Here is a 13,150-nt window from a genome sequence, read left to right as displayed (position 1 = left end):
ACGATACGAATATGAAGCGCCCGACTGGGTACTGACGGCTTAGCTTCGCTTAAAGCCTTAGGGACATTGACCTTCACGATTTCAGGTTGATTTTCCATAAAAAAATACCTCACCAATATGTTTGATGAGATAATCATAATTCGAATTCCGCCTAAATCATAGACGGTCGGTTATTAGGTGCTTACAATATATCTAATTAAAGCTGAAACTCGTCTTCTTGAAATATCACAATTTTTTCCATCCTTAAAAATCACCTTGTGCTTGTGTTTATCCAGTTCTTCAAAATTATTAGGGTTAATTAAGATGCTTTTATGGACTCTAAACAAATTTTCATATTTACTTTCTAATGCCGTTAAGGAACCTTGAAACTGCTCAATAGAATCCTTAGTATGAAAAGAAATTTTGTGGGAATCACTGGCTTCAAAATAATCGATGTCATCCAAGTCCACTTTATATTCTCTTGGACCTATAGAATATGAAAATTTAACTGGTTGGTCATCGTTTTCTAATAATTCATTGACCGTAGAATTTAGATCATCATCTATACGTTTTTCTATATTTGTTAGTCCAATATCTTTTGTAATATAGTCGAAGGATTGAAGCTTTCTCTCATAGGTCATTTTAGCAAATTGATCATAAGAAGTTAGGAACACAATCTTATCAATTGAGCTAAGTTTTCTTATTTTTTCAGCTAAATCTAAACCTCTGGTTTGAGAGTCATGAAATTCAATATCCAAAATAAAGAAATTAATTCCCTCTGGAGGAGTATCCAAATATGATTCGACCTCACGAGGATTTTGAGAGTATATAGGGAAGGATATGTCATATTGAGGATGGTCTTTAATATAATTTTTTATTATAAGACGATAATACATTAAGAGGTTCTTATCGTCCTCGCAAAGAATAATATTTAACAACATATTATTTCACCTCTAGAATCGTTAAGATAACTTCAAAGATACCATTCTTAAAACTGGTATTGAGATAATAGTTAGAATTTGAATCAACGATTCTTTTTATATTAGCTAATCCCAAACCAGAATGATTTTTCTTGGTAGAGAAACCACTAGTGTAGATATTATTAATATCTATTTTTTGATTGGGAGAAACACTATTCTTTATTATAAATTCAATAGAGTCATCGTAGGATATTAGAGCAAAATCTAATATTGGTTTTTCAGATTTAATAGTAGCTTCAATAGCATTGTCGAAAAGGATACCTAATATTCTGGTTATTTCCACAGAGTTGCTATTGGCAAAATTAACAGAATCGGCTATTTCAAAATGAGTTTCAATATTTTTATTTTTGGCAGTAACTAGTTTGGTAACAATAATACCTCTGATTAGTTCATCGTCGATAGAATATAAACCACTATCTTCAATTTTAGTATTAACACTATTGGTACTGGTATAAGCATTTATCTTTTTAATAGCCTCAGTATTATTATCATCTTTTATTGTTGCTTCTAATGAAAGCAAGAGATTCTTGTAATCATGCTTTAATCCACGAAGATCCTCATTTTTTCTTTCGAGTTCTTGTATGTAAAGATTAGTGTTCTCAATGGTTTTCAATTCAGCATCTGCCTGAATTTTTTTGATATGACCATAAATAAAGAACGAAGCCCCGATAGTTATGAAAGCTATTATTAAGAATAATATGGCAGTTGTTAGTTTAAGATATGTTAATTGAACTTTTAAGTAGCGTGAGGTTAGTACTAATCCAATGTATGAGGCAGTTATGATTGTAAGAGAAAGTAGTATTATCCATTGAATTAGTTCATCGGAGATATAAAATTTGTTAATTAAATATCTTATTATTAGGACTAATCCGATTGCCAGAATCCAATTGAGTAAGGATATTAGTAGTGAAATTACAACTGATTCAATAAGCGCGGGACTAAATGTTATTTTTAAAAGATTGAATACAATATAACTAGCAATTGATTGAGTTGATATTGTTATTAAAAGATCTAAAAGAAAAATGGATAACTTAAAAAGTTTTTTTCTTTTAGATTTTCTAAGCATATAAAAAATGACAATAGTTATTAAAACAAAACTAGTGCCATTTTTAACTACATCTGCAAATGTAAACAAAATACTAGACAATATTATAATTGAAATATTAAAACGATTTACTATTTCTGGTACAAATACTAGCAAAACCATGAATAATAAAAGGGTATTGGTGGCACTCGCTAAATACCAGGATATGTTTGAAAAACTTATCAAAAATATTGCCTCCTAGTGGTTAGAACCTGGTAGACCCCAGTCTAAGAAAAATGTAAATAAACCCATTATAATCACCTCATTCATTATATAATATTTTACACACATTAAGAATATCACAAAGGAAAACTAAATTTTAAAATGTTCCTATAAGGTAAAATATACTCCTAAGTGGTAGAATAAAGATATTATACCATGTAATTTATGAGGTGATTGGATGCTATTAGGTTCTGTTGTATACAATAAAAGACGCAGTTTGAATTTGACACAAAGCGATTTAGCAAAGGATTTATGTAATCAAAATACTATTAGTAAACTTGAGAAACATAATATGACTCCGCAAATCGAAGTTTTGATTAAAATTTGTAAGCGACTTGATTTGACATTAGATCAAATTTTTAGTGATTTTTCTAGTGATTATCAAAGAGAAAAGACTTATGTATTAGATAATATCGAGCAGGATGCTGTTCTAGATGATACATCTGACTTGGAAGAAAAATTGGCCTTAGTTAAAAAGAATGTTAATAAAGAGGATATGGCGCAATTACATCTTATCGAGGCTATTGTAGATTTCAGAGCGGGCAAGCTAGAAGATGCTTCTTTTAATCTTGATAAAATTAATTTAGAAACAAAAATGGATAATGATAATATATATACTATGCTATCATTTTTGATCAAAGGAAAAGTTTGCTTGGAACAAGATAATATCGAAATGTCCGAATATTATTTCAAAATAGTTTATGATGCTATCAAAGAAAACTTTAATTTCTCTAATGCGAAGGATTTCGAAATTCTATATCTATGTAAGGAATTAGGATTGGCATTTGCTAAACTTGGCAAACGGGAATTAACGTCTCAAATTATTCACCGTGGGATAGAATATGCTAAAAAGAACGGCAGAATGTACTTCCTAGATGAATTTTACATGTCATTGGCAATTTCAAAGCATGACAGCAAAAACTATGAGAAATACAAGAATATGGCTTATTACACAGCACTTGCTGTACAACACGATAAAATAGCTAAAGAAATAGAAGGATGGGATTAATCCCATCCTTCTATTTTTATATCATAAATCGTTATGTAATAATTTTAGTAAATATTCATCAGCAATTTTTAACTGGATATTAGGTTCTTCAAACAGGCACCACTCCAACATTCCAATAATTAGATCGCTATAAAATCGTGATAATAATTTGGCTGGAATGCTCGGTTTAGAATCAATTGAACAATTCTGATAGACAATGCGATTGGCTTCATGTTTCAAATATCCTGCCAGATTATGCCAGAGATGTGAGTCAGCTCCGTTGCTTTGTTTAATATTCGCCAATAATGCAGTATTCTCATGAAAAAATTGAACCAAAAGATTAAATATTTTAATCAAATTTGCATCATTTTGTTTATCATCGGGTAGTTGCGACAAAATATCCTTAGCAATATATGACCAAAGATATTTTAGAAGATCAAGTTTATCGTCAAAGTAGTTGTAGAAGGTGGCTCTTGGATACTCACCCTTTTGACAGATATCATTGACGGTTATTTTATCAAAATCTTTTTCCCTTAATAGTTCAAACATGGCAACACGAAAAGCCTTTAAGGTTCTCTTTGCCCCCATTGTTAGATGTTTAGTTACATCTATTTTCATATTATTTTCCCCTAGAATTCTGTTTATCTTTATTTTAGCATACATGAAAACGTTTAATTTTTACAAAAGCTAAATATTGTCTAAATATAAGCTAATATCTAAAATTTGTCTCTTGTATCATAACAACGGAAAAATTATTATAATCAATGTATTTTCTGAAAATTTCTATATGGTATTCATATTATGAGGAGACATCAAGATGCGGAAGATAAATAATAAATATGCCGCTGCTTTGATTGGATGGATCATTGTTGTTTTGATTGCAGTATTTGCAATGCCCAATGTATCTCAACTAGTCAGAAACAAAGGTAATATCACTTTACCAAGTTATACTGAAAGTCAGCAAGCTTCGAAGATAGAGAAGAAGGCTAATGGCAATAAATCGGTACGAACTTATACGGTTGTTTTTGACAATAAGTCTAGTGGCAAATTAACTAAATCTCAATCAGACAAAATTAACACGAAGTTAAATGAATTGAGTAATAAAAAGTTACTTAAGATAACTAATGTAATGGGTCCAAGTGATAATGCCGAAACTAAAAAGCAATTGATTGCTAAAGATAAAGCAACACAATTGGCTCAAGTAACGGTTAAGAAAAATAATTCGGTTGGACAACAAGTTAAAGAATTACAAAAACAGTTACAAGTATCAGGTATTAAAACATATGTAACTGGATCGGATGCTTTAAATGATGAGTTTTCGACGGTAACTGAGAAGGGAATCCAAAAGACCGAAGTTATTGCAATTATCTTTATTTTTATTGTTTTGATCTTAGTTTTCCGTTCGCCAATCGTTCCATTAATTTCATTGTTGAACGTTGGTGTTGCCTTTGTTACATCATTGAGTATTGTAATGAATTTAGCTCAAAAAGTAGATTTTCCAATTTCTAACTTTACACAAGTATTTTTAGTGGTTGTTTTGTTTGGAATCGGAACAGATTATAATATTTTACTATATAACTATTTCAAGGGAGCATTAGCTCGAGGACTATCGGCGTCAGAAGCCGCTTGGGATGCTGAAAAACATGGCGGTAGGACTATTTTATATAGTGGAATTTCAGTTTTGATCGGTTTTTCGGTACTTTCTTTGGCTAAGTTTTCTTTCTATCGTAGTGCCGTCGGTGTTGCGATTGGTGTTTTAGTATTATTAGCAGTTTTGTTAACGCTGAACATGTTCTTCATGCAAATATTAGGTGAAAAGATGTTTTGGCCTAGCAAAGTTACAGCTGGAGGCGGAAAGAGTCGAATCTGGTATGGACTTTCTCGCACAGCTTTAGCATATCCGGTTGTGATTATTGGTATTATTGCGATTGCGGCCGTACCATTTTTGGTTAATAGTAGTTCTACTTTGAACTTTAATAATGCTGATGAGATACCAGACACTTATCAAGCAAAAAAAGGGTACGAAGTAATCCAAAGACACTTTAGTAAAGGGATGTCGGCTCCGGCAACAGTTTATATTGAAAGTAGTTCAAAGATGACGACTCAAGCCAAATTAGCCGCCATTGATGATTTGACTAATTATCTTCAAAAAGAACCAGGGGTTAAGACTGTGACCTCTGCTACTCAACCGGGTGGAAATAAAATTAAGAGTATGTATCTTAAGAATCAATTGGTAAGTATTACCAAAGGATTAGATACATCTACTAAAGGTTTGGAAAAAATTAAATCAGGATTGAATTCAGCTAGTTCTCAATTACAGAGTGCTAATATAAGTGGCAGTACGGCCCAGGTTCAAGAATTAGCCGATGGAACTAGTGAATTACAGGCTGGTGCCCAAGAATTATCTAGTGGTGTTGATGAATATACTGCTGGAGTTTCTAGCATTAACAGTGGGTTACAGAGTGCTAATAGTCAATTGCCAACATTGACTAGTGGAGTTTCTACTTTGACAAGTAGCTCAGAACAATTGTCTTCAGGAATGTCACAATTGCAATCTCAAGTCAGCTCATTATCAACTCAGGCTAGCCAATTAATGGCTTTACTTCAAAACAGTGGTCAAGATACTTCAACTACAGCTAGTGAGATAACACAATTGCAGACAGTAATTAGTCAACTAAACACAGGATCAAGTGCATTGTCTTCTGGAATGAGTCAGTTAAATAATCAAATCCCAACTTTAACCTCAGGGATGTCAACCTTGGCCAGTGGAACTAATACTTTAGTAAATTCTAATTCTACTCTAACTGGTGGTGCCAGCAGTGTTGCCAGTGGAGCTACAACAGTTAACAGTGGTGTTCAACAAATGAATACTCAATTAAAACAAATGAGCTCTGAGGTAACAGAATTAGAATCAGGTCTGTCTTCTGCAAATGACGGATTAGACAGCATCGCAGCTGGAAATACAACAATGAAGACTTATTTAGATGGATTGCGTAAATCATATGTTGGTGATACTTTCTACCTGCCAAAGAATACAATTAAGTCTGAAGCCTTTAAACCAGCACTTGATACTTATATGAATAAAGATCGGAAAATTGCTCAACTAACAATTGTCTTTAAAGGTGACCCTAATAGTGAAACAACCTCAAAGCAATTGAAGACGATTCAATCAGATATGAAAGCACAGTTGAAGCATGGTGCCTTGAAGGGTTCTAAAGTGGCTGTAGGTGGTCAAACATCACAAAATAACGATTTGAGAAAACTTGCCAATGGTGACTTCGGAAGAACAGCTTTGATTATGACAATAGGTATTGGAATAGCCTTGATTGTTGTAACTGAATCTATTTTGCAACCGATGACTATTATTGGAACATTGCTATTAGCCTATGAAGTTTCAATGGGGATCACGAGAATGTTTTCAAAACTAGTCCTAGGTGATAATTTACTTAGCTGGAATACACCATTCTTCACTTTTATAATGTTGATGGCCTTAGGAGTAGATTATAGTATATTCTTAATGGTTCGTTTCAAGGATGAACCAATGCCAGATTTGAAGGATCGAATGCTTAATGCAGCTACTGCTATTGGAACTGTTGTAATTTCAGCGGCTATCATCTTAAGCGGTACTTTTGCAGCATTGATTCCATCCGGCGTAACAACTTTGATACAAGTTGCTTTAGGAGTTATCTTTGGTTTGATAATTCTGGTTGTCATTTTGCCATTGACGTTATCTGCCTTGATCAGTATGACTATGTGGCATGAAAAACGTCTTTATCGAATTAAGACGCCAAGTAATGAAAAATCTGATAATGATAGTACGGAAACTGAAAAATAATTTATAAGTTGTTACAAAATACGAATAGTTTAAAGAAAGATACTAGTTCAATAATCATTGAGCTGGTATCTTTTTTTGAAATTATGCTAAAGTTAGTCGGATTTGATTTTAAGATCAAGCAAAAGACATTGAAATAAAATTATGCTACATTGAATCTATCAAAATAAAAGTTCAAATAACTATTTATAAGGGTATATTGAATTTTCAATTATTTTGAGATTGAGTTGAATTTTAAAAATATGTTAACTTTAAACAAGTAAATTCTAGAAAGTGAGAGTATATGAAGAATCAAGTTATTAGAAATTTTTTGGTGTTTATTGGGTTTTGGTTATTGATTGAAGTAGGAATAAACTTATTTCAAAACAAGCCAATTTTAAATAATTTTCCTTGGGAGATCTTTTTGATGTTCTTATTAGCACTTATCCCAGTGACTACTCAAATTAAAGATAAGTATGCAATATCAATTGATTTCGTAGTTTTTTTTATTTATATGATAATTACTGGTGGATATGATAATTTATCATCTTTGATTGTTCTTGCTTTAATGGCAGCACTTTTAACGGCAATTACAATGTTTATAGCTAGGCAATTCAAAAAGGGGCAAAATCTTTAATTTAGATCAAAAGATCACTAAGGAGATTCTTTAGAATGAAGAAATTAATATGGGGGATGTTGATTCTCAGCTTGGGCTTGTTAACAAGCTGTGGATTGAATCAAAATTTAACCAATCAACAAGCTGAACAACAAAAACGCTCCGAGTTAATTAAAAAGAATCGTAAGGTCTGGAATAAACGAATCAAGTCAGCTAAGGATGTAAACGATCCTAATTATGATAAAGAAATATTAAAGATTCCCAGTGGTTATGATGATTCGACAATGTCCTTGCAACGTTTGAAGGACGGCAATCAAAACGTTATTGTAGGTCAAGTATTGAACCTACAATCGGAATTTGGACGAAAAGTGGTTACCGAGACCAAGGGAACAGTTTATGTACAAAACGTTATTAGTGGCGATAAGTCTTTGAAAGGAAGAACCATCAAAACTGAGTTTTCAGGTGGACTAGCTAAGTCAGAGGACTATTTTCGTAGCCTTGACGGCGACTTTGTTGGTTCTCAGTTTGGTGTACCTAATCCAAAGACAATTGTTTATTCTAGTATTTCTACTAAACCGATTCCTAAAATTGGTAGCAAGTTTATTGCTGGAATAAAACTTTATAGTCCAGATAATAAGACACAGCAAGCAACATATAAAAAATATGGATTAACAACTAAAAACTTTTATGTTTTGGAAAATCCAGAAGTAATTTTTTGGATAAAAAAAGATAATGAATATAAAATAAATAATCCTGCATTTTACCTTCCCGAGAATAGAAGCAAAGTTAGAAATATATTGAAATTGACTAATAAATTAAATGAACAGAATTGATTTGAAAGAACCCTTGATTCAAGCGACTTCGTAATGATTTTTTAATTTAGTCTAGACTAAGATATTGACACATGTAGATTAAGTTATTAATTGACATTGAGACTATCAAGAACTATTCTTACATTGTAATGATTCTTATTAAGAAGCGGAGGTTGTTTTATGTCAAAAACTAAAGTTGTTATTGTAGGTGCATCACATGGTGGGCATCAATCTATTTTGGAATTATTGAAGCGTTATAAAGATATTGATATCAAACTGTTTGAGGCCGGGGATTTTGTATCATTTATGTCCTGTGGTATGGAATTATATTTGGAAAATAGTGTGACAGATGTTAACGATGTTCGTAATTTCAGTCCAGCGGAATTCTCTGAAGATAAAAACGTCCAAATTCTAAATAATCATCAAGTTACAAAGATTGATTCTAATAAGAAAACTATTACTGCTCTTAATGTTAAAGACAATAGTAGTCAAGAATACTCATATGATAAGTTGATTTTAAGTCCAGGTGTAACTCCTAAGTCTATTCCCGTACCCGGAAATGATTTAAAGAATGTCTTTTTAATGCGTGGCTACGATTGGGCCAAACAAATTAAATCAAAACTTGAAGATACTAGTGTAAAAAATATAACAATAGTAGGAGCAGGTTATATTGGTATCGAGGCTGCTGAAGCCAGTGTGAAGGCTGGTAAAAATGTTACGATTCTTGATGTGATCGATCGACCATTAGGAACTTACCTTGATAAAGAAATGACTGATGTTATTCAAAAGCACCTTGAAGAGAAGGGTGTGAAAGTCGTAACGGGGGTTAATATCAAAGAATATTCTGGAAAAGAACTTGTTACTAGTGTAAAGACTGATCAAGGAGAATATCCAAGCGATTTGGTCATTCAAGCAGCCGGAGTCCAACCAAATACTGATTGGCTCAAGGATATAGTTGAGTTGGATAATCGTGGTTGGATCAAGACTAATGAATATTTACAAACAAACCAAAATGATATTTATGCTATTGGTGATGCTACGTTAGCCTTTTCAATTCCAGCCAATAATCATGTTCCCATTGCTTTAGCAACGGTTGCTCGCCGTGAAGCTAGATATGTTGTTAAACATCTATTTGAAGAAACACCTTCGCTTCCATTTAGTGGGGTTGTTGGCTCATCAGCACTTAGCGTTTTTGACTATCATTTTGCCGAAAGTGGTTTGAATAGCTTCACTGCTCAACGTTCTAATGTTGAAATTAAGAAATCATTCTACCAAGGCAGTTTGAGACCAGCTTATGTACCTACTGGAAAAAATAATCCAATGGTATATGTGCAACTATTCTTTGATCCTAGCTCACATATCATTTTGGGCGGATCGGTTCTTTCAACATATGATGTGACTGCACAAGGAAATGTTTTAGCATTAGCAATTCAACATAAATTAACTCTTGAAGATTTGGCAGATGCTGACTTCTTCTTCCAACCAGGATTTGATAGACAATGGAGTATTTTAAATATTGCCGCTCAACATGCTTTGGGTGAAAAAGATTTTTAAATGAACAAATTTAATATGATTTTGTAGGCATCAAAAAAGCCAATACAGTAATCCATTTTAATGGAATATTGCATTGGCTTTTTATTTAATATTTATAACTGTCAGCGACCCATTCATTAGTAGCCACTCGATGATAAAGTACACCATTAACTGTTTGTTTTTTATCGGTATACCAAGGAGTATTATTTGCTAAAGCACGATTAGAAATTGAACTAACTGATCCGTCATCATTCAAAGAAACTAATGGGACATATGCTCCATTTGAATTGCGGACGTTAATAACATGGTCATTAGGATTATAAACGTTATTGTATGATTTTAAATTATCATAATAGGAAAGTATCAAATCGTTAAATTGATTCATATCATAACCCCAAGTACTGAAATAGTAGTCAGGATCTTGATGCTTTGTTTCGTGCCAGAGGTCACTGGTCTGTTTATGTGAGAAAACAGTTTGTCCAGGAACATCAGGCAAATTATATTGAATTAGCTTGGAAGCAATATAATAAGCATCATTAGATAAAGAATGTGCGAATTCGTCATAAGTATTGACGCGGCAAAGTTCTACTTGGATGAAACGTGAATTAGCTGTAGGACCAGCACCCCAAACAATATAGTCAGTGTTATGAATATTAAGAATTTGATTATTATCGACAAAGGCATGGACATAAGTTTGTTTTTGACGCCATTCGGAATTAAATCTGTCGGTAAATTGTTGAGCTGTAACATTGTTTTCAGATGTTTCGTGAACCACTATACCTTCAGGTTGACCAACGCCATAACGATATCCTTGCCAAACTCCAAAAGTACCTTCCTGAGATTGAATTTTAGCAGGCTGAATCTGATTATCGATAATATAATCGTTAATTGAAGAATCGGCCTTAACAGTTTTAGTATTAGTAATTAATAAAAATAACAAAATAAAAAAAGTAAATAAGAAATATTTCTTTTTAATAATAGTAACTCCCCCTTATGATTCCCAGAATAAGAATAGCATATGAAGAAGTTGAGAGTGTTTACAAAATGATTACATCTTAATTGAAAAGATTGTAAATTATGTTAAATGTTTTATAAGTTTTATCTGACGGCTATAAAGAATAATTCTGAGGAATATAATTACTATGAAATTATGTATATATTTTGATGGAGGGATTATTTTGAAAAAAAGTACATCTTTATTATTTAGTGGTCTTTTAGTTTCAGGTATGGTCTTAGGTGCCGTAACTAATCCTGTAACTGTACATGCTGATAGTGATACTGCCACTCAAACACAAGTTACAAATAATGTGTCTTACTACGATCAAAGTGGCAAGTTCATTTTGTCAAAGACTTTACAAGGAAAACAAGGAACTGACATCACTTATGCCCCAGATGGTTATGCATTGATGGGTGATAAACCAGTTTTTGGTGCTGATCAAGCAAACGTTAAAGTTACTGTTGCTAAGATGATTTCAGTTAAAGTTAACTATGTTGATCAAAATGGTAAACTAGTAAACTCAGAGGTGGTTAACGGAGGAGCTGGCAATACTTATAAGTTAACTGATATTCCTGCTGGATGCAGTTGGGTTAATGATGAAGAACAAACTATTACCTTGGTTGAAGGTAAAGAATACAACGTTCCAGTTAATAAAAAAGTTTTCAATACTATTATTTTCAAGACCTCTGATAATACAGAAGTCGGCCGTACAGAAATCTTTGGTGATAAAGTTGGCGATAGTATTAGTTTAACTTCAGATAAAATACCAACAGGCTATACAACTGATACTAGCGCGTTGACTTTGCAAACTGATAATAATACTCAATTTGTTACAGTTACTAAGTCAGCTGATACATCAACTGGAGTTGTAACAGTCAAAGACAAGGCAGCACAATTATACAGTATTTATGGAAATACCATTACTGGCCGTACTTTAGATCCAGGAACACCATGGAAGACATTCGGAACTAAGGTAATTAATGGTGAGACATACTACCAAGTTTCCACATATGAATGGGTTAAAGCAAGTGATGTAGATGTTAAATCGGATGCCGCCATTACACCATTTGTCAGTACAGTTAAAACCGGTAGTTCGCCAGTTAATTTAGTTGATAAGACAGGCAAAGTCATTACAGGTCGTGGTTTGGGTGCAAACTCAGAGTGGAAGACTGCTAATAAGATAGAATTGAATGGCAAAACATATTATCAAGTTGCTACAAATGAATGGGTTGATGCAAGTTTAGTTACAGTACAAGGGCAAAATGTTGATAACAATAATACAACCGCAACTCCATTTGTTAGTGTTGTTACAACTACTAATTCTCCCGCTACACTTTATACTAAAGATGGTCAGGCGATTAGTGGTCGTGGTTTAGGACCAAATTCAGAGTGGAAAACCGCTAATAAGATAGTTTTAAATGGTGAAACATATTATCAAGTTGCTACAAATGAATGGGTTAAAGCAAGTAGTTTAATTAAATAAATTATTTTAAAAATTATGTTGATTTGGTCACTCTCGGAAATAGTCGCTAGATCAGCATTTTAAGTTGGGTGTATTCATGTGATATCCGAAAAATATTAATCTGAGTTCAAAAGTTGAAATTAAGTTATCTTTTTATAAAGTTAATTTTTTTTACAAACTAGAGATTATTATAAAAATTTATTAAGCAAAAATATTTAAAAAATTACTTAAGATTAAGATATCTCCTCAACAAAATAATAGACGGGTAGTATAGTAAAAGCGTACAGAGATTTGTAAATAAAAGGAGACTTTTAAGATGCAAACATTGGACCAATCGAAGCTGTATTATCGTAGGGTAACATCACTAGATATTGTTACATTAATTATGATTATAGGATTGCTATTTTTTCCTAGTGGCTATCTTTTATCGCTTTTATTGATTGTTGTTTATCCATTCAGTCACTCGAAGATCTTGGTGTCTGATATTGGGGATAGAGATGTCAGGATTTGGGTTAGAACGATGGATTGGAATCATTATCGTAAGTTACACGGTATTAATTTTCTAGCACAATACAAATCTCAGGGGAGTACGGTTCATATTAAACAGGTTTAAATTAAAAAATACAGGTAGATTCTAATTTAGAGTCTACCTGTATTTTTTAATTG

At 32.6% G+C, this 13,150-nt stretch carries 11 protein-coding genes; 7 read left to right on the top strand and 4 right to left on the bottom strand.

Annotated features, from left to right (window positions below):
* Positions 1 to 173: 173 nt before the first annotated feature.
* Positions 174 to 773 (bottom strand): LytR/AlgR family response regulator transcription factor, encoded by a 600-nt coding sequence (locus CBP76_RS02165; protein WP_342746067.1) that lies wholly within the window; start codon positions 771 to 773, stop codon positions 174 to 176.
* Positions 774 to 921: 148 nt separating this feature from the next.
* Positions 922 to 2,229 carry a sensor histidine kinase gene (locus CBP76_RS02160; protein ID WP_102195289.1) on the bottom strand — a complete coding sequence of 436 codons (1,308 nt, stop codon included), beginning with the start codon at positions 2,227 to 2,229 and terminating at the stop codon, positions 922 to 924.
* 214 nt (positions 2,230 to 2,443) lie between these two features.
* Between CBP76_RS02160 and CBP76_RS02155 the strand changes: the two genes are divergently transcribed.
* A complete protein-coding gene (locus tag CBP76_RS02155; protein WP_102195288.1) occupies positions 2,444 to 3,274 on the top strand; it encodes a helix-turn-helix domain-containing protein in 831 nt (276 codons plus the stop codon).
* A 21-nt stretch (positions 3,275 to 3,295) separates the two neighbouring features.
* Here the strand turns inward: CBP76_RS02155 and CBP76_RS02150 are convergent, their stop codons facing one another.
* Positions 3,296 to 3,871, bottom strand: a complete 576-nt coding sequence (locus tag CBP76_RS02150; RefSeq protein WP_166667149.1) for a TetR/AcrR family transcriptional regulator — start codon at positions 3,869 to 3,871, stop codon at positions 3,296 to 3,298.
* 199 nt (positions 3,872 to 4,070) lie between these two features.
* Between CBP76_RS02150 and CBP76_RS02145 the strand changes: the two genes are divergently transcribed.
* From CBP76_RS02145 to CBP76_RS02130, 4 genes are all read left to right on the top strand, one after another.
* On the top strand, positions 4,071 to 7,088 hold the full coding sequence (locus CBP76_RS02145; RefSeq protein ID WP_102195286.1) for an MMPL family transporter: 3,018 nt from the start codon (positions 4,071 to 4,073) through the stop codon (positions 7,086 to 7,088).
* Between the two features lie 280 nt (positions 7,089 to 7,368).
* Positions 7,369 to 7,701 carry a hypothetical protein gene (locus CBP76_RS02140; RefSeq protein WP_102195285.1) on the top strand — a complete coding sequence of 111 codons (333 nt, stop codon included), beginning with the start codon at positions 7,369 to 7,371 and terminating at the stop codon, positions 7,699 to 7,701.
* A 35-nt stretch (positions 7,702 to 7,736) separates the two neighbouring features.
* A complete protein-coding gene (locus tag CBP76_RS02135; RefSeq protein ID WP_102195284.1) occupies positions 7,737 to 8,513 on the top strand; it encodes a hypothetical protein in 777 nt (258 codons plus the stop codon).
* 159 nt (positions 8,514 to 8,672) lie between these two features.
* On the top strand, positions 8,673 to 10,046 hold the full coding sequence (locus CBP76_RS02130; protein ID WP_102195283.1) for an FAD-dependent oxidoreductase: 1,374 nt from the start codon (positions 8,673 to 8,675) through the stop codon (positions 10,044 to 10,046).
* Between the two features lie 85 nt (positions 10,047 to 10,131).
* On the opposite strand, the gene CBP76_RS02125 is transcribed toward CBP76_RS02130, so the two are convergent.
* On the bottom strand, positions 10,132 to 10,965 hold the full coding sequence (locus tag CBP76_RS02125; RefSeq protein WP_245865544.1) for a peptidoglycan recognition protein family protein: 834 nt from the start codon (positions 10,963 to 10,965) through the stop codon (positions 10,132 to 10,134).
* A gap of 238 nt (positions 10,966 to 11,203) precedes the next feature.
* Between CBP76_RS02125 and CBP76_RS02120 the strand changes: the two genes are divergently transcribed.
* Entirely contained in the window at positions 11,204 to 12,505 is a 1,302-nt protein-coding gene (locus tag CBP76_RS02120) for an SLAP domain-containing protein (RefSeq protein ID WP_166667148.1), read from the top strand.
* Between the two features lie 295 nt (positions 12,506 to 12,800).
* Positions 12,801 to 13,097: a hypothetical protein gene (locus CBP76_RS02115; protein WP_102195280.1), complete on the top strand. Its 297-nt coding sequence runs from the start codon at positions 12,801 to 12,803 to the stop codon at positions 13,095 to 13,097.
* Positions 13,098 to 13,150: the final 53 nt, after the last annotated feature.

This window comes from Companilactobacillus nuruki, assembly GCF_002872255.1.
Classification (GTDB): Bacteria; Bacillota; Bacilli; order Lactobacillales; family Lactobacillaceae; genus Companilactobacillus; species Companilactobacillus nuruki.
Note: the sequence above shows the minus strand (reverse complement) of the source record. Positions and strands in the feature narration are given on the sequence as shown.